Below are 19,735 nucleotides of genomic sequence, written 5' to 3'. Positions count from 1 at the left end.
CAAATGGTACCACATTATTTTTTAGCAGTTACCCTGCCGGATCATATAAAAGAAATACTTGAAAATTACAAAGAAGAAATGAAGGACAAGTTGCCATTTCGCTCATGGGTATATAAGGAAGACTATCATATTACCCTTGCTTTTTTAGGGAGTGCGACGCAGGAACAATTGCAAGGAATAGAGAAAGGATTACAACTCCTTACAAATAAAACGGAATTAGATCTCACGCTGCAAAATTTTTCTATATTTGGCCTAGTAGAGAGCCCACGTATATTTTGGGCTGGATTAAAAGAAAATCAAGCGTTATTTGATATGCAAAAACAGGTGCATGCTATTTGTGAAAGAAACGGTTTTTCGCTTGAAACACGTCCCTATCATCCGCATATTACTGTTGCTCGTAAGTGGATGGGAGAAGAAACATTTAATCTTAAAGATCTGAAGCAATTAGATGCGATAGTGTTTCAGGCTGATACGATTACATTGTATGAGTCTCACGTCCATCAAACTCCAAAGTATAAGTCAGTTTATGAAATAAAGTTACAGAATCTTAAAGTGTGAAAACGTTTCTTATGAATGTGAATATACTATAGAAAATAGTAAGTTTGTGTAACATCCCATTTATCCTGTTATTTTCGGGTAGTAAGCCCCCCCACCTCAATATTCAGAGAGAAACAAGGGAGATGGGTGGAAGATGAAGAAAACCCCCACTGATGGAAGTTTCACTTTATCTTTAGGGGATACCTATTTCTTACAGATATATAAAACCATTTTGATTTTTCAACATAAAATCCCCTGTTATGTAAAGCAAAAAGTGATCGCTACTTGTTTTCTCTCTTTGTTTTAACGTTGCACGGGGCAGGAAGAGGTTCTGACCGCTTTTATGAATGGCCAGTTATTCTCTCCCACCTAAAGATTGGGTTTTATGTCGGTTTTTCAAATTGTATTCATATAGTTTCATTTTAATTTCGAGAATGATGGTGATTTTTTATGCTGAAAGTAAAGCGTCCATTTGAAGCCTATTTAGATGAAATGAATAAAATTACAATTTTGCTCCCGCATACGTATGGAACAAGCCGGACATTTTTTATGCAGGAAGGAAATCATGTGTGGGAGCTTAAGGTTGCTCAAATTATTTCCCTTGCAGATGTAACAAAGTATGAATGTTATATAGAATATCCACTTGATGTGGGGAAGTATTATACAGTGCGGGATGAGCGGAATGAAGAAACAGATTTACAAATTGGAGCGGTTATTCGAACGGCTGTATTTGATGAAAAATATTATTATGATGGTAGCGATTTAGGGGCTTGTTATAGAAAGGAAAAAACAACTTTTAAAATGTGGGCACCAACTGCAAGACTTGCGAAAGTAAGAATTTATAAAAATGATAAAGAGTATACGGATTATGAGATGCAAAGAGAAGAGAATGGTGTTTGGTCTCGTATTTTACAAGGAGACTTTGAATTAGCAAGGTATACATTTCTCGTTTGTATTAATTTAATATGGAATGAAGCTGTAGATCCATATGCAAAATCGGTATCGGTGAATGGTAAGTATGGAATTGTAATTGATCTTGTGAAGATATATGTAAAAGAACAAACTTCATTACCTAAACTTGACTCTTTTACGGATGCAATCCTTTATGAATTGCATATTCGTGATGCCACTATGCATCCAAATAGTGGTGTGGAAAAAAAGGGGACATATACTGGATTAACAGAAGAGAATACGAAAGGGAGACTTGGGACAGAGACGGCCTTTTCTTATATAAAAGGATTAGGAGTCACACATGTTGAGCTTTTACCTCTTCATCACTTTGCTGGAGTAGATGAAACGACTCCTTTTGTAACGTATAACTGGGGCTATAATCCATTATATTACAACGTTCCAACGGGAGTGTATGCAAGTGATCCTACTGACCCTTATAACCGAATCAAGGAATGTAAACAACTTATTGAAAAGTTTCATGAGCATGGACTCCGCGTTATTTTGGATGTTGTATATAACCATGTATATGAAAGAGAAACGTCATCTTTTGAAAAGCTTGTACCAGGATACTATTTCAGACATGATGAAAATGGCATGCCATCAAATGGAACTGGAGTTGGGAATGATCTAGCATCAGAGCGAAAAATGATGCGGAAATTTATTATTGATTCTGTTTTATATTGGCTTACTGAATATAACGTGGATGGTTTTCGATTTGATTTAATGGGAATTTTAGATGTAGAAACGATGAATGAATTAGAAAAGGAAATAAGGAAAAGAAAAAAGGATGCACTGTTATTAGGGGAAGGCTGGGATTTACAAACACCGCTTCCGGCAGAAGAGAAGGCAACGCTTAACAATGCAAACAAAATGCCACAAATCGCGCAGTTCAACGATCAATTTCGTGATGGGATAAAAGGTAGCACGTTTGATGTAAGTAAACGTGGTTTTGCATTTGGAGGAAGTGTAGACCTCGCGCATTTGCAATATGTGTTATCAGGAAGTCTTGTAAATGAAAAAGGAGACGGGTTATTTTTAGAACCCATTCAAAGTATTAACTATGTGGAATGTCATGACAATATGACGATGTGGGATAAACTCGTGCGTAGCAATCAGGAAACGGAAGAAGTGCAAAAAAGGCGTCATCGTTTAGCGACAGCGATGACATTACTCTCACAAGGAATTCCATTTTTACATGCAGGACAAGAGTTTTATCGTTCTAAGAAAGGAAATGAAAATAGTTATAATGCGCTTGACGAAATTAATCAACTCGATTGGGATCAAAAAGAGAAAGAAATAGAAACAATTGCTTATATACAAGGCTTGATTGCGATTCGTAAGGCACATAGAGCGTTTCGCTTACAGTCAGCGAATCTTATAAAGGAGCATATGACATTTTTACAAACATCTCCTACTGTTGTTGCTTATCATTTGCAAAATATAGGAAAGTTTGGTCCTTGGAAGGAAATTGTGGTGTTGTTTCATAATGGTGTGCAATTAGAAACGATTTCACTGCCGAAACACGAAATGTGGTACTTATTAGCAGACAGTGCAAAAGCGAAAGTACATCCGATTTCTTCATTTCAAGGAAGTGAACTTCAAATGGTTCCGATTAGCTCGTATATATTGGCGATAATGTGACAAATCGCTACTTGACGATGAGAATATAATAAATGTAGAATTGACAAAGGTGACGATTTCGATAAGTTGTCATTGTATTATTGGTTTTGTAAAATATAAAGAATAGACGGTTAGTTTGTCTTGATTTCTTGGCCCATGCCAAGTTTTCTTTTATCAAAAAAAAGCAAGAAAACTCCACCTTCAAGGAATATGCCCAGTATAGTCTTTGAGGATGAAGATGAATTGCTAGTAACTGTCTTTATACAATATATTAAAACAGTAGTTCCAGGGGCGTTTGCCAATGGAATAGAGGGGTTGTGCATCAGGCAGCTGTGTCAACTTCACTCGTGTTAATCATCTGTTAGAGAAGATTAACACGAGAAACCCCTACTTCAAGAGCCAAAGGAGCTAAGTGGCGGGAGTTTTCATATGAATCCACAACATCTTCAAAAGGTGTTGCGGTTTTTCTTTTCATAACTATAAAAGATAAGGATTTGTTAACGGGTAATGAATATGGAATGGTTGGAACAATTATTAGGAGAAGAGTGGAGTCTTATACCAGCTGGTGGGGCAACAGGCGATGCATATATTGCGCAAAATGGACAACAAAAGCTATTTTTAAAGCGGAATACATCGCCTTTTTTAGCGGTATTGTCGGCAGAAGGAATTGTTCCAAAATTACTTTGGACAAGAAGAGTGACGAACGGTGATGTGATTTCAGCTCAAAAGTGGCTTCCAGGACAAAAGCTAGAGCCAGAGGATATGAAACTTGAGTGTGTTGCGAAGCTTTTAAAAAAAATACATTCATCTAAAGCGCTTGTGCAGATGATACAAAGGCTTGGAAAACAGCCGCTCTATGCGCAGGAGTTATTGCAACAATTGTATTTTGTTTTAAGAGGAGATTTAAGAACGGATGAAACGATTCAGACAGGGCTACGATATTTAAAAGCCACACTGAAAGATGTTGAATATGATGAGTTTGTCGTGTGCCACTGTGACGTCAATCATAACAATTGGTTATTATCGGACGAAGATGAATTATTTTTAATTGATTGGGATGGAGCGCTTATTGCGGATCCTGCTCTTGATCTTGGCATGTTATTATATTGGTATGTTCCGCGTCACGAATGGGACGAATGGTTAGCGTATTATGGAATTGAAATGAATGAATCATTGGTTCATCGTATGAAGTGGTATGTAGTGGCACAAACTATTTTATCTGTTCAAGGGCATACAACAAAAAAACAGCAAGCAGAAGCTGAATATTGGCATCAATATTTACAGCAACTACTTGCTTCAGAGTAATAAATAATTTAAGAGAAATTGTCCATTCCAGAAATCCATTGCGTGAGTTGCTCTTGATTATTGGAAATATGATTGTCTAAATCAGGAGAATATTTACCCGATTGACTATAGTAATATACATCGTTTAGCATTGTTTTTACATCGCTGTTCACACTATCGTTTGCAAGCAATGATTGAATGAGCCGTTCTAATTGTTCGCACTCAGAAACCGTTCCACAGCAATCGCTTTGGTGATTGACTAGAATATCTTTTAAAATTTCTAATTGATGTTGTTGATTAATCGGCATGATTGGATCATCCTTTCGATTGTTGTTCAATTTGAACAAGTAAGAGAAATTTTCTATTTCGTCATGGAGTAGCTAATCATTGGCTAACGAAACGTTTCTACAGGAGAGTTTCGTTCTATGCTCTTTGTAGTTTGTATCAAAATGGAACACCTTATACTTGAAAGAAACGGACCGAGTGCTCGTACGTACTTGGTTTTTTGTTTGATAGATTGATTAAAAAAGAAAGAAGGAATAAACCTTCTAAAAATAGTCTGGTAAAGAGAGGAAGACATCTATGCGTTTAAGACATAAACCATATGCAATGGATCGAATTAATGAGTATTCACAGTTTGTAATTGGAAACCCAGAGGAGCGTTGTGGCAATTGGAAAGAAGTGTTTGGAAATAACCATCCGATCCATATTGAAGTAGGAACAGGTCGTGGTCGTTTCGTTTATGAGATGGCAAAAGCGAATCCGCATATTAACTATATCGGAATTGAAAAATTCACAAGTGTTATCGTAGATGCGCTTGATAGGTTAATTGAAGAAGAAGTACCAAACTTAAAATTAATTAATAAAGATGCTGAAGATTTAACAGTTTTCTTTGCGGAAGGCGAAATTGACCGTGTGTATTTAAACTTCTCAGATCCATGGCCAAAAAATCGTCACGAGAAGCGTCGTTTAACGTATAAAACATTTTTACGCAATTATGAAGAAGTGTTAGTAACAGGCGGAGAGATTCATTTTAAAACGGATAACCAAAGTTTATTTGAATACTCTCTTATGAGTATGGCTGAATATGGCATGCTACTCACATTCCTTAGCTTAGATCTTCATAACAGTGATTTCGAAGGTAACATTATGACGGAATACGAAGAGAAGTTTTCTAGTAAAGGACATCGTATTTATCGTGTTGAAGCGAAATATCGAACAGAACCTGCGCAGTAATGCGCAGGTTTTTTTGTTGTGAAAAAACATTCTGAATTTTGTGTTAGAATAAAGAGAAACTGTAATCAGTGGGGGTCTTTTTCATCCCCCACTGATTATCAGCCCGCACCAATCGGGCTTTTACGGGCAGTTGATTCCCCGACTAACTTCTTTGCTTTTGCTGCATTTTGAGGTGGGAGTCTTACTGCACGCGAATAGCGGGGGAAAATGGAAAAGGGGGAATGTGGAATGGAATCTTTAAAAATCGGAGAAATAAAAGTGACATGGCTCCGCGGAGGGAACACTCATTTAGATGGGGGAGCGATGTTTGGTGTCGTACCAAAAATCTTATGGTCACGCAAATATAAACATAATGATACAAATCATATTTATTTAAGAACAGATCCGTTGCTTGTACAAACGAAAGAAGGAAATATGCTCATTGATTCAGGAATTGGAAATAATAAAATGAATGAAAAAATGAAGCGGAATCAAGGGATAACAGAAGAATCGTCAGTTGAACATTCTCTAGCGGAACACGGTCTAACAGCTGAAGATATTCATTATGTATTAATGACACACCTTCATTTTGATCATGCATCAGGATTAACAAAATCGGAAGATGGTGAGCTTGTTCCGACGTTTCCAAATGCAAAAGTGTATGTATCAGAAATAGAATGGAATGAAATGAGAAACCCTAATATCCGCTCTCGTAATACATATTGGAAAGAAAATTGGGAGCCAATTGTAGAGCAAATTGTCACTTTCAAAGACGAAATACAAATTTCAGATGAAGTCAGAATGGTACATACAGGAGGGCATAGTGATGGTCATGCTGTAATTGTTCTTGAAAGTAAAGGAGAAACGATGCTTCATTTAGCGGATCTCTTGCCAACGCATGCTCATCAAAACGTATTATGGGTGATGGCATATGATGATTATCCAATGACTTCAATTGAACATAAGCAAAAATGGATGAAGTATGGTACAGAAAAGAAAGCATGGTTCACCTTTTATCATGATGCCTATTATCGCGCTGTGAAGTGGGATGAGGAAGGGAATATGGTTGAGAAGGTAGAACGAAAAGAGGAAAATGTATCAAGTGAAGTGTAAGAAAGATAGAAGTATGGAGTGGAGGGTCACCCCCTCCACTAAAAAGTAAATTTTTTATGTTCTTGTTCAACTACAAACACATTGCAAGGATTTGTCGAAAGAAATACTATTAAAATATTCTGAAGATTGTTATAATATCTCTGAGTTACTGCATTATGACATGCTCTATATGAGAAGCTTTTTATTCGAAAGGGGGAAATATATTGCATATAACGATTGGAAATTTACTTGAACTGACTACTGGAAATTATCCAAATAAAGAAGCGATTGTTGAACCGAAAAAAAATATTCGCTGGACGTATACAGAATGGAATGAACAGGTGAATAAGCTAGCTCATGCGCTCCAAAAAAGTGGTATACAAAAAGGTGATCACGTCTCGACTTTTCTCTTTAATAGTAGTGAACTAGCAACTACATGTTTCGCTTGTGCAAAAATTGGCGCCGTATTTAATCCGATTAATTTTAGATTAAAACCACAAGAACTCAGTTATATATTAGAAGATGCTTCTCCAAAAATCGTACTTTTTGAAAAGCAATTATCCTCCCAAATACAAAGTATTCATAAACAATTTCCTCATATCCAGTTCTGGTACATTGACCAAAATCATCCACCGTTTTCTATTTCATATGAAGAAAAACTATCAAATGCATTACCGGATTTTGAAACAGTAGAAGTAAAAGAAGATGATATTTGTTCCATTATGTATACAAGTGGAACAACCGGTTATCCGAAGGGAGTACTTCACCGTCACCGAGAAATTATCGATCAAAGCTTGATGGGAATCGCATATTTACATTATACCGAGAATAGTCGTGGTCTTGTAACAGCACCGATGTTTCATTGTGCTGAGCTGCACTGTTGCTTCGTTCCAAGGGTACATAGCGGCGGGGCGAATATTATTCTGCACCATTTCGATGCAAAGAATGTGCTCGAAACGATTGAAAAAGAGAAGGTTACTGTTATGTTCGCGGCACCTACAATGTGGAATATGATGTTGCAGGAAGACTTAATGCAGTATGATTTATCTTCTCTTAGGTACGGTTTATATGGAGCAGCTTCAATGGCACCGGCACTTGTAAAAGCTTGTGATGAAAAATTGAATGTTTCATTAGTACAAGCCTATGGTATGACGGAAATGGGACCGGCAGTTACTTTTTTACGAGAGAATGAGCAACTTACTAAAGTAGGTTCTGCAGGAAAAGCTGCCTATAATCATGAAATCCGTGTTGTCCGTCCAAATGAAGAAGGGCCATCTGAGCCGAATGATATATTACGACCGTATGAAATCGGAGAAATTATTATGCGAGGTTCCTGTTTGATGAAAGGGTATTACAACAATGAAGAGGCAACAGCAAAAGCATTATATAAAGGATGGTACCATTCAGGAGATTTGGGGTATGTAGATACAGATGGTTATTTATACGTTGCGGATCGCGTTGACGATATGGTTGTTAGTGGTGGAGAAAACATTTACCCACGTGAGGTCGAGGATTTTTTGTATACACATGAAAGTGTTTTAGATGTTGCGGTGCTTGGAGAGAAAGATGAGCTTTGGGGAGAAAGTGTTCTAGCATACATCGTTTCAAAAGATCAGTTTCTTACCGAAGAGATATTAGATGAGTATTGCAAAGTAAGTGATAAGCTTGCTGATTATAAACGTCCACGTCGCTATGTGTTTGTTGAACAACTGCCAAGAAATGCAAGCGGTAAAATTCAAAAGTTTATTTTGCGTAATGCAGAAACGGAAGCTAAGGGGAGGATATGATGAGGCATAAATATTTACAGGAGGAGCATCACATTTTTCGTGATGCTTTTCATAAATTTTTAGAAAAGGAAGCATATCCATACTATAACGAATGGGAAAAAGAAGGAATAATTCCTCGTGCTTTTTGGACAAGTATGGGGAGTAAAGGTTTTCTTTGTCCAATGGTAGATGAGCGGTATGGTGGAGCAGGTGCTGATTTTGGATATTCGGTTGTCATTAACGAGGAACTTGAAAAGGTTGGATCAAGTTTAATCGGAATTGGTTTGCACAATGACATTGTCGTTCCATACTTCACGCAGTATGGAACAGAAGAACAAAAGAAACGTTGGTTACCAAAATGTGTAAGCGGTGAATGTATAACTGCAATTGCGATGACGGAGCCAGGAGCAGGTTCGGACTTGGCGAGTATTCGAACAACTGCAAGAAAAGAAGGTGATTATTATGTCGTGAATGGAGAAAAAACATTTATTACAAATGGTATTCATGCAGATTTAGTTATCGTTGTTTGTAAGACAGACACAAATATTAAACCGGCTCATAAAGGCATGAGTCTACTTGTTTTAGAAAGAGGAATGGAGGGATTTAAAAGAGGAAAAAAACTAAAAAAAATCGGCTTACATAGTCAAGATACAGCAGAACTTATTTTTGAAGATGTAAAAGTGCCTGCTTCGAATTTGCTAGGGGAAGAAGGAAAAGGTTTTTATTATCTCATGGAAAAGTTGCAGCAAGAACGTCTCATTGTTGCAATTGCAGCTAAAACAGCCGCGGAAGTGATGCTACATATAACGAAAAACTATGTCCAAGAGCGAAAAGCATTTGGGAAAAGTATAAGCGATTTTCAAACAGTACAGTTTCGATTAGCAGAGATGTATACGGAAATTGAAATTGGTAGAACATTTGTCGATGACTGTATTGCCAATCACATGAATGGTGAGAACATCGTAACGAAAGTATCGATGGCGAAGTGGTGGCTGACAGATCTTGCAAAAAAAGTGTCAGCAGAGTGCATACAACTGCACGGTGGATATGGATATATGGAAGAATACGAGATTGCGCGGCGTTATCGTGATATTCCAGTAAGCGCGATTTATGCTGGTGCGAATGAGATTATGAAAAATATAATTGCAAAGGGTATGGGCTTATGATGTTGAAAGGAATAACAGTTGTTGATTTTTCTCATTACTTACCAGGTCCGTATGCAGCACTTCGCCTTGCTGATTTAGGTGCAGAAGTGATAAAGGTAGAACCGCTTTATGGTGATTTAGCAAGAGGGTTGGAATCTGGTAATCAGGCATTTTTTTGTGCGAATAATCGTAACAAGAAAAGTATTGCAATAAACGTAAAGCATCCAGAAGGAGTAGTGGTAGTGAAAAAACTTCTTCAAAAATCTGATGTTTTAATAGAAAGCTTTCGGCCTAACGTAATGAACCGTCTTGGTCTTGGATATGAAGAAGTTAAACGGGTAAATAAAAGTATCATTTATACTTCATTAACTGGATATGGACAAAATAAAGAACATTCGGATCTTGCAAGCCACGATATAAATTTTATGGCAGTAAGCGGCGTATTAGCACAGTTGAAAGATCAAGAAGGAATTCCGGTTCATCCCAAAATTACCCTTGGGGATGAGATAGGCGGAATGATGACTTCAGAAAAAATTATGGCAGCATTGTTTCAAAGAGAGCGAACTGGGGAAGGGAGTTATCTCGATATTTCCCTCACAGATAGCTTAATGATGTTAATGAACAATCATATCATGCTTGAAAAAATGTATAACAAACGTCATGGGCTAGATTTGCTTAGCGGTAAGATTGTGTGTTATTCCCTCTACGAAACGAGCGATGAAAGGTTTGTTGCGCTTGGAGCAGTTGAACAGAAATTTTGGCATTCCTTTTGTGAAGCGGTAGGAAGAGTAGAATGGGGGGATAAGCAATATGAACTAACTCAAGATGGTCAAATCATTTATGAGCAAATGAAAGCACTCTTTGCTAGTAAGCCATTGGCGTATTGGACGAAATTTGCGATGGAAGTGGATTGTTGTTTGGCGCCTGTTTTGGAGACAAATGAATTATCGTCGTCACCATTTACAAGGCATCTAGTAAATGAGAAAGGATATGTATTTACACATACGAGTCATACATTTGCGAATCCACCGAAGCTTGGTGAGCATACTGAAGAAGTGTTGCAAAAGCTTGGATTATCGAAGTTAGAGATTGAGAGATTGGAACAATTAGATGTAATTGAGCGAGTTCGTGTATGAATAATTAGAGAGAAGATAGAGAATCAAGAGGACATTTATTTCTCGTAAATATGCAAGACTATTTCGGAAAGTATTGATTCGTTGTTGAAATGTATGTTGTGGAAATGAAAAGAAAATAATTAAAGGAGGAAAATAATGATTCGAAATATTGCAGTAATTGGTGCAGGAATTATGGGAAGTGGCATTGTCCAAGCGTTAGCGATGGGCGATAAACATGTGAAAATGTATGATATATCAGAAGAAAGTTTACAAAAAGCTTATGGAACTATCACCAAAAGCTTGGGTCGTTTCGTGAACGCAGGACGTATGACAGAGGAAGAAAAAAATGGAATTCTAGCTCATATTACTTCTACAGTTATATTGGAAGAAGCTTGCCAAAATGTAGAGCTTGTTATTGAAGCAGTACCAGAAATATTACAGTTAAAGAAGGAGATTTTTCAAAAGTTAGATTTGTATACATCGCAATCTACTATTCTAGCAACGAATACGTCTGAATTAAGTGTAACTGCAATTGCAAGTGTAACAAGTCGTCCAGAAAAAGTAGTGGGGATGCATTGGTTTAATCCCGCTCCTGTTATGAAGCTCGTTGAAATTGTACGAGGAGTGGTTACGGCAGAAAGTACGATACAAGCAGTAAGAACAGTCTCAGAAGGAATTGGGAAAGAAACGGTTGTTGTGAAAGATATGCAAGGATTTGTGACGTCGCGGGCAATTGCTATTCATATGTTAGAGTGCATGCGTATGTATGAAGAAGGAATTACAAGTAAAGAGGAGATTGATAAGGCAATTAAGCTTGGTTTGAACTATCCAATGGGACCATTTGAATTAGCGGATTATGTAGGGCTAGACACGATGCTATTTGCGAGTACAGGACTAATGGAAGCATTTGGAGATAGGTTTAGAGCGCCGCAAACACTTGTGAAACTTGTAGAGGCAGGACATCTTGGAAGAAAGACTAGGAAAGGTTTTTATGATTATTCAAAAGGGAAAGTAGGCGAGAAAATATGAAGCGGGACGTTGTTATTGTTGAAGCTGTACGTACGCCAGTTGGTAAAAGAAATGGGGCATTTCGTTTACTTCACCCTATACAACTTGCGGCAGTTGCACTGAGTGAAGTAACAAAACGTGGGAATATAGAAAAAGGACTTATAGAAGATATAGTTATGGGGTGTGTAACGCCAATTAACGAACAAGGTTTTAATATTGGAAGACTTTCGGCACTTGAAGCAGATTTTCCTATAACGGTTCCAGCAGTAACGATTAATAGGCTCTGTGGTTCAGGGCAACAGGCTATTCACTTTGCTGCGCAAGAAATTAAATCAGGGGATATGGACATTACGATTGCAGCTGGTGTTGAACATATGACAAAAGTTCCCATTTTAAGTGATGGAAATGAGCAGACGATCCCGAGTAGTCTTCACGAAAAGTATCAAATTGTGCATCAAGGTGTATCTGCTGAGATGATTGCAGAAAAATATGGTATTACACGTGAACAGTTAGATGCTTACGCGCTAGAAAGTCATAGACGTGCACTTCAAGCTATTGAATCTGGACACTTTCAGCGAGAGATTGTACCACTGCGTGGTGTAGATAAAGAAGGCAATGAAATATTAGTTGAAAATGATGAAGGTCCGAGAAGGGATACTTCTTATGAAGCGTTATCAAATTTAAAAACAGTGTTTAAAGAAACTGGAGTGATTACAGCAGGGAATGCAAGTCAAATTAGTGATGGTGCTGCAGCAATCTTGCTGATGGATAGTGAAAAGGCTAAAGAGCTAGGTTGTAAAGCACGTGCTCGTATTGTTAATCAAGTGGTTGTTGGTTCTGACCCGACAACAATGCTTGATGGCGTTATCCCTGCAACAAAAAAAGTGCTACAAAAATCAAATTTAACAATTCATGATATGGATGTTGTAGAAATCAATGAAGCATTTGCATCGGTTGTTTTAGCATGGCAAAAGGAAATGGAAGCGGATTTACAAAAGGTGAATGTTAATGGTGGTGCGATTGCGCTAGGTCATCCACTTGGGGCAACTGGTGCGAAATTAATGACTTCTCTTCTTCATGAATTGGAGCGGAGGCAGGGAAGGTACGGCCTACTGACAATTTGCATTGGACATGGGATGTCGACAGCGATGATAATTGAAAGAATGTGAAAAAGTGTGCAGAAATTCATCTGCACACTTTAATCTCACTACTCATGAGTGGTAGCCCTCACCTCAAAGTTATGCAAGCGGAGTATTATTGTCCGTAACAATCTAATTGGCCGGGAGTGAATAATCAATGTGGGAATGAAGCCCTCCACTGATCAAAGTTTCACTTTATGCTTTTTGATTTTCTGAGTTGTTTTAAGCAGCCGTTACTTCTAAAACGGTACCTGTTTTTGCATCTACTAAAAATTCAAATCGTTCTTGTATATCATTTAAAATTGTTGTAAGACCGCCGCGGTATACTTCGTACGCGACATCATATTTTTCAAACGTCTCTGGAACCATATGTACCCAAGAGCCAGTAATTTCGCCTTTATGACTTAATGCTTGTTTCACCATTTTTAATGCTTTCTCTGAAGAAATATGGGATTGTTCTTGAACTTTGTTTGCAACAAGATAACCAGCTGCAAAACCAAAACCAACACCAGCTAGTAAACCTTTCCAGCGCATATATTCACCTCAATTCTATAAAGTAGTGTATTGATGATAATTATAATGCAATTTTAACGAAAAAAGAAGAAACTAGAAACATTTCGAAAATTTCGTTACAATAAAAGAGGTATTCTACTAAGGTTTGAAAGAAGGGAACTTCGTGAATAAAGAGACATTAGAATTATTTCGCACGTTAACAGAATTACAAGGTACATCAGGATTTGAGCATGATGTGCGCCGTTTTATGAAAGAGGAGTTAAGTAAATATGCAGATGAAATCGTCCAAGACGGTTTAGGTAGCGTGTTCGGTCTGAAAAAAGGGGATGAAAATGGCCCACGCGTACTTGTAGCTGGTCATATGGATGAAGTTGGCTTTATGGTTACGCAAATTACGAAAAACGGGATGATTCGTTTTCAAACGCTAGGCGGCTGGTGGAGTCAAGTGCTATTAGCACAACGTGTACAAATTATGACGAAAAACGGCCCAGTTGTTGGGGTTGTTGGTTCGATTCCACCTCATTTATTAAGTGATGCACAACGTGCGAAACCAATGGATATAAAAAATATGTTAATTGATATAGGTGCAGATAGTTATGAACAAGCGCTTGAAATTGGTGTGAAACCAGGGCAACAAATTGTTCCGATTTGTCCGTTTACACCAATGGCAAACGAAAAGAAAATTATGGCGAAAGCTTGGGATAACCGCTACGGCTGTGGTCTTGCGATTGAATTGTTAAAAGAATTAAAAGATGAAACATTACCAAACACGTTATACTCTGGTGCGACTGTACAAGAAGAAGTCGGTCTTCGCGGCGCACAAACAGCAGCTAATATGATTCAACCAGATATTTTCTATGCGCTTGATGCGAGTCCAGCAAATGATGCATCTGGGGATAAAACGCAGTTCGGTCAATTAGGAAAAGGAGCACTTCTTCGCATTTATGACCGTACAATGGTAACACATAGAGGAATGCGTGAATTTATTTTAGATACAGCAGAAACACATAACATTCCGTACCAGTACTTTATTTCACAAGGTGGTACAGATGCAGGTCGTGTACATACGAGTAACTCTGGTATTCCGTCAGCAGTAATTGGTGTTTGCGCTCGTTACATTCATACTCATGCTTCTATTTTACATGTTGATGATTATGCAGCAGCGAAAGAATTGATTACAAAACTTGTGAAAGCAACAGATAAAACAACATTAGAAACAATTAAAAACAATGCTTAAAAGAAAGGGCCGGATTCGGCCTTTTCTTTTCGTATATGAAAAGAAATAAAAACACTCTTTTTAGATGGGAGAGAGCGTCCGCTCATGCATAGAAGCGGTCAGTGCTCTTTTTAGCCCCATACCATGTGAAACCAAAAAGAGACAATGAGTGGAGGTCTTTTTTTGGTTTCATAGCCGTAATGTATATGTTGGAAAATGGAAGAGGACATATGATGAAGAACTGATCAAAACACTCTTTTTAGATGGGAGAGAGCGTCCGCTCATGTATAGAAAAGTTCAGAATTTTCCCTATCCCATATAGAGTTAAAAACAAAGAAAGAACAAGAGTGTCAATTACCTTTTGTTCTTTGTAGCAATGACTTATATAGAGGTGAACAATATGAAAGTAGCAGTTGGCTCGAAAAATCAAACAAAAGTAGGAGCCGTACAAGAAGTATGGAAAGAGGTAAGTATTACTTCAGTTTCTGTTCCTTCAGGAGTTGCAGCACAGCCATTTTCTGATGAAGAAACGATGCAAGGCGCAATCAATAGAGCGAAGCGAGCACTAGAAGAAAAACAAGCTGACATCGGTATCGGACTAGAAGGCGGTGTAATGAAAACAGAGCACGGTTTGTTTATGTGCAATTGGGGTGCTTTGGCGACAAGCGCGGGGAAAGTATTTGTCGCAGGTGGGGCACGGATTATGCTTCCTGATGATTTTCTTTCTCCTCTTGAAGATGGAAAAGAGTTAAGTGAAGTAATGGAGGCATTTGTAAAACGAAAAGACATTCGTAGCCATGAAGGCGCAATCGGAATCTTTACAGATCATTATGTGGATCGTACACAATTATTTGTACATGTTGTAAAGCTGTTAATTGGGCAATATAAGTATGATGAAAAACAAGCATAAACCTTGCACCATACGTGATGTATGGTAGTATAAAAGAAGATTAGAGATGAAAAGATACACTTCGTTAGAGGAGGAAATATAGATGAAATCATTAGAAAGCATGGAACAATTTCAAGAATTAAAAAATGAAGAGAACGTCATTTTTATGTTCTCAGCAGAATGGTGCCCAGACTGCCGTTTTATTGACCCATTTATGCCAGAAGTAGAAGAAAAATATAGCGATTTCTCATTTTACTATGTAGATCGTGACGAATTTATTGACCTTTGCGTGAAATTAGACGTATTTGGCATTCCGAGCTTTGTAGCGTACAATAAAGGTGAAGAAACTGGACGCTATGTAAACAAAGATCGTAAAACACAAGAACAAATCGAAGCGTTTATTGAAGGGTTAAAATAAGGCGATCTCGCCAATTAAATTGTAAAAACAACCTCTACCTTCGCGGGGGAGGTTATTTTTTTGGAAGGGAGGCAAACGAAATGAAAATGACAAGCAAAAAGATGAAAGACGAGTTAATGACTAGATTAGCTCGTCCAGAGTGGGAATTTCATTATGATAGCGAGAAGGATACGCTCCGTATTGAACAAAAAGATACGAAAAAGGGAATTAATGTTTCGCTTCCAGGAGTTGTAGCGAAATGGGAAGTGAAGAAGGAAGCAGCGATTGAAGATGTTGTGTATTACGTACAAGAGGCGCTACTTGCGATGCATAAAGAAGAAAGCGGCGCGGTAAAAATTTTACCGGTTATTCGATCCACTTCTTTTCCAAAGCAAGCTGAAGAAGGAAATCCTTTCGTAATGACAGATCATACAGCAGAAACGCGCATTTATTATGCATTAGATTCTAATAAAACATATCGATTAATTGATGAACGTTTGTTACAAAAACTAGGACTTACAGAGCAGCAAGTACGTGAAATGGCATTGTTTAATGTACGTTCCTTAAGTCATTCATTTAAACAAGATGAAGTGGCGGGGAATACATTTTATTTCTTAAACACAAATGATGGCTATGATGCGAGTCGTATTTTGAATGAATCATTATTACAATCGATGCGTGAAAAGATTTCAGGTGACATGGTTGTAGCTGTTCCGCACCAAGATGTATTAATTATTGCTGATATCGTGAACGAAATCGGTTATGATATTATTGCACAAATGACAATGAAGTTTTTTGCCGAAGGTCATGTTCCGATTACATCACTTTCATTCGTATATGAAGATGGGGATTTTGAGCCAATCTTTATTTTAGCGAAGAATCGGAAGAAGACAAATGGAAAAGAGAAAGGATGAACAAAGTGAACGTTTTTTACAACCTTGAAGGAATTGGCGACACATTAATCGTTGCCTTACAAGATATCACATTAGAAAACCGTACATTTGACCGCAAAGGAGATGTTGCACGCGTTTATGATCGTGAAAGCAACGTAACAGGAGGATTCAACATCTTTAATGCGTCTTCTTATGTAGAAGTAAAGGAAACAGGGAACATTACTTTAACAAAAGAGCTTGTTGAAAAAATCAATGACATTTTAGCAAAGAATGGCTTTGAAGAAAAAGTAGAAGCAGACCTCACGCCGAAATTCGTCGTTGGCTACGTAGCTGAAAAAGAAAAGCATCCAAATGCAGATAAACTAAACATTTGTAAAGTAGAAATCGGTACAGATACACTACAAATCGTATGTGGTGCACCAAACGTTGATGCAGGACAAAAAGTTGTTGTCGCAAAAATCGGTGCTGTAATGCCAAGTGGTATGTTAATTAAACCAGCTGAGCTTCGCGGCGTTCCATCTTCTGGAATGATTTGTTCTGCACGTGAATTAGAGCTTCCGGATGCTCCTCAGGAAAAAGGTATTCTTGTATTAGAAGACAGCTATGAGGTTGGACAAGAGTTCAAATTTTAATTGATATATAATTACAAATTGAAAACCCGACATAAAACCCAATCTTTAGGTGGGAGAGAGCATCCGGCCATGCATAGAAGTGGTCAGATCCTTTTCCTGCCCCATGCCAAGTGAAAACAAAGGGGAAAAACAAGTAGCGATCATCTTTTGTTCTTCGTAGCAGCGAACGATATGCCGGAAAATTAAAATAGAATTATATAGAAAAAATAGTCTCATGATAAAATGAGGCTATTTTTTTATTTACATGTTTTTATATTGTAACGCTTTTCTCAAAATCTATATTGTATTTCAAAAACAAATTAGTTAAAATTTAGAAAAATATATAAATGCAAATTGAAAACCCGACATAAAACCTTTCTTTTAGGGTGGGAAAGAGCATCCAGCCATGCATAGAAGTGGGCAGCCCCTTTTCTTGTCCCATGTCAAGTGAAAACAAAAAGAGAGAACGAGTACAGGTCACCTTTGTTTTTTCATAGCAGCGACTTATATGTTGAAAAATTAAAATGGAGTTATATAGAAGGAGATAGGAACATATGAGACAATTTCCAAAAGTGAAAGAGCTTCTGGGGCTTATCGAAACTTCGAAGAAACATGATATTGAATTACAATCATTTGAAATATATTTATTGCATGAAAATGAATTGGAAAAGGGACAAATTGGATATCGATATGATAAAAACAAAAATTCACTCATGAGTGGGAAAAAGGGAGATTGGCAAGAGAGTTGGATTGTTATTGGATATGATACAGATATGGGTGATCCTATCTTTGTTGATATAGATAATCCACTCCATCCGATCTACACAGCTGAACAAGGATCGGAAATATGGGAACCAGTTTGTATAGCACGTAGTATAGATGAGATTATGAAACAGTTAAAAGAAATTTAGGGTGTTTTTATATAAATGCAAATTGAAAACCCGACATAAAACCTAATCTTTAGGTGGGAGAGAGCATCTGGCCATGCATAGAAGCGGTCAGTCCCTCTTTCAGCCCCATGCCAAGTGAAAACAAAAAGAGAGAACGAGTACAGGTCACCTTTTGTTTTTCATAGCAGCGACTTATACACTTGGAAACCAAAATGGATATATAAATAGAGTATGCGCAAAGTAGATGGGAGGAGGAAGCTATGAAATATATAAAAATGATGTGTGCAGTTGTATTACTTGGAATATATATGGGAGCGTGCTCGAAGGAACAAGAGAAGAAAATACCATCTACTGTGCAAGAAGAGAATAAAAAGGTTGTAGAACAAACGAAAGAAACGCCACCAGAGAAGCAAGCGGAAAAAGAGAAGAAAATAGAAGCTGAATTACCAGTGGAACAAAATGGAGAACAAGAGAAAAAAATTGAACAAGAACCATCCGTGGAGCAAGATGAAAAACAAGAGCTAAAGGTGGAGCAAGTACCACAGGATGAGGAATCGGCCAAAACCCTTGAGGTAAAAGCAAATGCTGAGCAAAAACAATCAAAATTTCTTGTTGTAATTGATCCAGGGCATCAAGAGAAAGCAAATTTAAATTTAGAACCAATTGGCCCGGGGGCAACTGAGCAAAAGTATAAAGTGACTGATGGAACGACAGGTGTTGTGACGAAAAAAAGAGAATCTGTTCTTGTATTAGAAGCTGCTGTCATATTGAAAGAGAAGCTCGAAGCAAAAGGTATGCAAGTACTTATGACAAGAACAACACATGATGTTGATATAAGTAATAAGGAGCGAGCGACATTTGCGAATGAGCATCAAGCAGATTTATTTTTACGCCTTCATGCGGATGGTTCAGAAAATCGAGCACAAAAAGGGTTTGCTGTGTTGACGCCAGCGGAAGGAAATACATATACAAAAGGAATCTATGCAGAAAGTTTACAAGTTTCTCAAATAATCGTAAAGAAAATGAAAGAAAACAGCCAGGTAAAAGTAAATGGAATCAAGTTTCGAGATGATCTTTCTGGATTTAATTGGTCGAAAATTCCAGGTGTTTTACTTGAGCTTGGATTTATGTCGAATCCTGAAGAAGATCAGAGACTATCAGACACACAATATTTAGACTCTTTACTGCAAAGTGTAACCGAGAGTGTAGAAGAATATCGGAAGAGTAAAGCTTAAACGGCAGTCTTATATAGGAGGCTGTTTTTTTATGTATAAATACAAGTGAAAACCTTTCTTTTTGGGTGGGAGAGGGGGGACCGGCCATGTATAGAAGCGGTCAGGTCCTTTTTGAGCCCCGTGCCGGGTTTAAAACAAAGGGAGAAGGAGAGAGTAGGCCCTCTTTTGTGTTCATAGCAGCGACTTGTATGTTGAGAATCTATTGTGCTTACTGAAAAT

At 37.7% G+C, this 19,735-nt stretch carries 19 protein-coding genes; 17 read left to right on the top strand and 2 right to left on the bottom strand.

From position 1 onward, the window contains the following. Positions 1-3: 3 nt before the first annotated feature. The 3 genes from thpR to C568_RS0122760 all read left to right on the top strand — a co-directional run bounded on the left by thpR (position 4) and on the right by C568_RS0122760 (position 4,413). The gene (thpR, locus tag C568_RS0122770; protein ID WP_018782813.1) at positions 4-558 is read left to right on the top strand and encodes an RNA 2',3'-cyclic phosphodiesterase; all 555 of its coding nucleotides are present in this window, start codon (positions 4-6) and stop codon (positions 556-558) included. 429 nt (positions 559-987) lie between these two features. After that, a complete protein-coding gene (gene pulA, locus C568_RS0122765; protein ID WP_018782812.1) occupies positions 988-3,129 on the top strand; it encodes a type I pullulanase in 2,142 nt (713 codons plus the stop codon). 486 nt (positions 3,130-3,615) lie between these two features. Beyond that, positions 3,616-4,413: a phosphotransferase family protein gene (locus C568_RS0122760; RefSeq protein ID WP_029427645.1), complete on the top strand. Its 798-nt coding sequence runs from the start codon at positions 3,616-3,618 to the stop codon at positions 4,411-4,413. 8 nt (positions 4,414-4,421) lie between these two features. On the opposite strand, the gene C568_RS0122755 is transcribed toward C568_RS0122760, so the two are convergent. Next, the gene (locus tag C568_RS0122755; protein ID WP_003201233.1) at positions 4,422-4,700 is read right to left on the bottom strand and encodes a YtzH-like family protein; all 279 of its coding nucleotides are present in this window, start codon (positions 4,698-4,700) and stop codon (positions 4,422-4,424) included. Between the two features lie 274 nt (positions 4,701-4,974). Here C568_RS0122755 and trmB point away from each other — a divergent pair, with 274 nt between their 5' ends. The 7 genes from trmB (at position 4,975) to C568_RS0122720 (ending at position 12,902) form a co-directional block, all read left to right on the top strand. Then, complete coding sequence (gene trmB / locus C568_RS0122750) at positions 4,975-5,628, top strand: tRNA (guanosine(46)-N7)-methyltransferase TrmB (RefSeq protein ID WP_018782810.1); 654 nt, start codon at positions 4,975-4,977, stop codon at positions 5,626-5,628. A 228-nt stretch (positions 5,629-5,856) separates the two neighbouring features. Then, positions 5,857-6,720, top strand: a complete 864-nt coding sequence (locus C568_RS0122745; protein ID WP_018782809.1) for a YtnP family quorum-quenching lactonase — start codon at positions 5,857-5,859, stop codon at positions 6,718-6,720. Positions 6,721-6,923: 203 nt separating this feature from the next. Beyond that, positions 6,924-8,486 (top strand): fatty acid--CoA ligase, encoded by a 1,563-nt coding sequence (locus C568_RS0122740; protein WP_018782808.1) that lies wholly within the window; start codon positions 6,924-6,926, stop codon positions 8,484-8,486. Continuing rightward, positions 8,486-9,631 carry an acyl-CoA dehydrogenase family protein gene (locus C568_RS0122735; protein ID WP_018782807.1) on the top strand — a complete coding sequence of 382 codons (1,146 nt, stop codon included), beginning with the start codon at positions 8,486-8,488 and terminating at the stop codon, positions 9,629-9,631. The genes C568_RS0122740 and C568_RS0122735 overlap by 1 nt, the downstream gene beginning before the upstream one ends. Then, positions 9,631-10,746 (top strand): CaiB/BaiF CoA transferase family protein, encoded by a 1,116-nt coding sequence (locus tag C568_RS0122730; protein ID WP_029427643.1) that lies wholly within the window; start codon positions 9,631-9,633, stop codon positions 10,744-10,746. Before C568_RS0122735 ends, C568_RS0122730 begins: the two co-directional genes overlap by 1 nt. A gap of 135 nt (positions 10,747-10,881) precedes the next feature. Beyond that, positions 10,882-11,754 carry a 3-hydroxyacyl-CoA dehydrogenase family protein gene (locus C568_RS0122725; protein WP_018782805.1) on the top strand — a complete coding sequence of 291 codons (873 nt, stop codon included), beginning with the start codon at positions 10,882-10,884 and terminating at the stop codon, positions 11,752-11,754. Then, a complete protein-coding gene (locus C568_RS0122720) occupies positions 11,751-12,902 on the top strand; it encodes a thiolase family protein (protein WP_018782804.1) in 1,152 nt (383 codons plus the stop codon). The genes C568_RS0122725 and C568_RS0122720 overlap by 4 nt, the downstream gene beginning before the upstream one ends. Positions 12,903-13,094: 192 nt before the next feature. On the opposite strand, the gene C568_RS0122715 is transcribed toward C568_RS0122720, so the two are convergent. Continuing rightward, positions 13,095-13,406: a PepSY domain-containing protein gene (locus C568_RS0122715; RefSeq protein WP_018782803.1), complete on the bottom strand. Its 312-nt coding sequence runs from the start codon at positions 13,404-13,406 to the stop codon at positions 13,095-13,097. 142 nt (positions 13,407-13,548) lie between these two features. On the opposite strand from C568_RS0122715, the gene C568_RS0122710 reads away from it, so the two are divergent. The 7 genes from C568_RS0122710 (at position 13,549) to C568_RS0122675 (ending at position 19,516) form a co-directional block, all read left to right on the top strand. Next, a complete protein-coding gene (locus C568_RS0122710) occupies positions 13,549-14,622 on the top strand; it encodes a M42 family metallopeptidase (protein WP_016116681.1) in 1,074 nt (357 codons plus the stop codon). 379 nt (positions 14,623-15,001) lie between these two features. Continuing rightward, complete coding sequence (locus C568_RS0122700; RefSeq protein ID WP_003201255.1) at positions 15,002-15,511, top strand: DUF84 family protein; 510 nt, start codon at positions 15,002-15,004, stop codon at positions 15,509-15,511. Between the two features lie 82 nt (positions 15,512-15,593). Then, complete coding sequence (locus C568_RS0122695; RefSeq protein WP_003201257.1) at positions 15,594-15,908, top strand: thioredoxin family protein; 315 nt, start codon at positions 15,594-15,596, stop codon at positions 15,906-15,908. An 80-nt stretch (positions 15,909-15,988) separates the two neighbouring features. After that, entirely contained in the window at positions 15,989-16,801 is an 813-nt protein-coding gene (locus tag C568_RS0122690) for a DUF1444 domain-containing protein (protein WP_018782801.1), read from the top strand. After that, entirely contained in the window at positions 16,798-17,412 is a 615-nt protein-coding gene (ytpR, locus tag C568_RS0122685) for a YtpR family tRNA-binding protein (RefSeq protein WP_018764527.1), read from the top strand. The genes C568_RS0122690 and ytpR overlap by 4 nt, the downstream gene beginning before the upstream one ends. Positions 17,413-17,945: 533 nt before the next feature. Next, a complete protein-coding gene (locus C568_RS0122680) occupies positions 17,946-18,302 on the top strand; it encodes a hypothetical protein (RefSeq protein ID WP_003201263.1) in 357 nt (118 codons plus the stop codon). Between the two features lie 239 nt (positions 18,303-18,541). Beyond that, on the top strand, positions 18,542-19,516 hold the full coding sequence (locus C568_RS0122675) for an N-acetylmuramoyl-L-alanine amidase (RefSeq protein WP_018782800.1): 975 nt from the start codon (positions 18,542-18,544) through the stop codon (positions 19,514-19,516). The last annotated feature ends 219 nt before the right edge of the window (positions 19,517-19,735 follow it).

It is taken from the genome of Bacillus sp. 95MFCvi2.1, assembly GCF_000374965.1.
GTDB lineage: Bacteria > Bacillota > Bacilli > Bacillales > Bacillaceae_G > Bacillus_A > Bacillus_A pseudomycoides.
This window is presented reverse-complemented; position numbering and strand designations above follow the sequence as displayed.

Excerpts from the sequence above, each read along its gene's own strand:
- thpR (WP_018782813.1), top strand. The coding sequence starts at position 4 with ATGGTACCACATTATTTTTTAGCAGTTACCCTGCCGGATCATATAAAA.
- pulA (WP_018782812.1), top strand. The coding sequence starts at position 988 with ATGCTGAAAGTAAAGCGTCCATTTGAAGCCTATTTAGATGAAATGAAT.
- C568_RS0122760 (WP_029427645.1), top strand. The coding sequence starts at position 3,616 with ATGAATATGGAATGGTTGGAACAATTATTAGGAGAAGAGTGGAGTCTT.
- C568_RS0122755 (WP_003201233.1), bottom strand. The coding sequence starts at position 4,700 with ATGCCGATTAATCAACAACATCAATTAGAAATTTTAAAAGATATTCTA.
- trmB (WP_018782810.1), top strand. The coding sequence starts at position 4,975 with ATGCGTTTAAGACATAAACCATATGCAATGGATCGAATTAATGAGTAT.
- C568_RS0122745 (WP_018782809.1), top strand. The coding sequence starts at position 5,857 with ATGGAATCTTTAAAAATCGGAGAAATAAAAGTGACATGGCTCCGCGGA.
- C568_RS0122735 (WP_018782807.1), top strand. The coding sequence starts at position 8,486 with ATGAGGCATAAATATTTACAGGAGGAGCATCACATTTTTCGTGATGCT.
- C568_RS0122730 (WP_029427643.1), top strand. The coding sequence starts at position 9,631 with ATGTTGAAAGGAATAACAGTTGTTGATTTTTCTCATTACTTACCAGGT.
- C568_RS0122725 (WP_018782805.1), top strand. The coding sequence starts at position 10,882 with ATGATTCGAAATATTGCAGTAATTGGTGCAGGAATTATGGGAAGTGGC.
- C568_RS0122720 (WP_018782804.1), top strand. The coding sequence starts at position 11,751 with ATGAAGCGGGACGTTGTTATTGTTGAAGCTGTACGTACGCCAGTTGGT.
- C568_RS0122715 (WP_018782803.1), bottom strand. The coding sequence starts at position 13,406 with ATGCGCTGGAAAGGTTTACTAGCTGGTGTTGGTTTTGGTTTTGCAGCT.
- C568_RS0122700 (WP_003201255.1), top strand. The coding sequence starts at position 15,002 with ATGAAAGTAGCAGTTGGCTCGAAAAATCAAACAAAAGTAGGAGCCGTA.
- C568_RS0122695 (WP_003201257.1), top strand. The coding sequence starts at position 15,594 with ATGAAATCATTAGAAAGCATGGAACAATTTCAAGAATTAAAAAATGAA.
- C568_RS0122690 (WP_018782801.1), top strand. The coding sequence starts at position 15,989 with ATGAAAATGACAAGCAAAAAGATGAAAGACGAGTTAATGACTAGATTA.
- ytpR (WP_018764527.1), top strand. The coding sequence starts at position 16,798 with ATGAACAAAGTGAACGTTTTTTACAACCTTGAAGGAATTGGCGACACA.
- C568_RS0122680 (WP_003201263.1), top strand. The coding sequence starts at position 17,946 with ATGAGACAATTTCCAAAAGTGAAAGAGCTTCTGGGGCTTATCGAAACT.
- C568_RS0122675 (WP_018782800.1), top strand. The coding sequence starts at position 18,542 with ATGAAATATATAAAAATGATGTGTGCAGTTGTATTACTTGGAATATAT.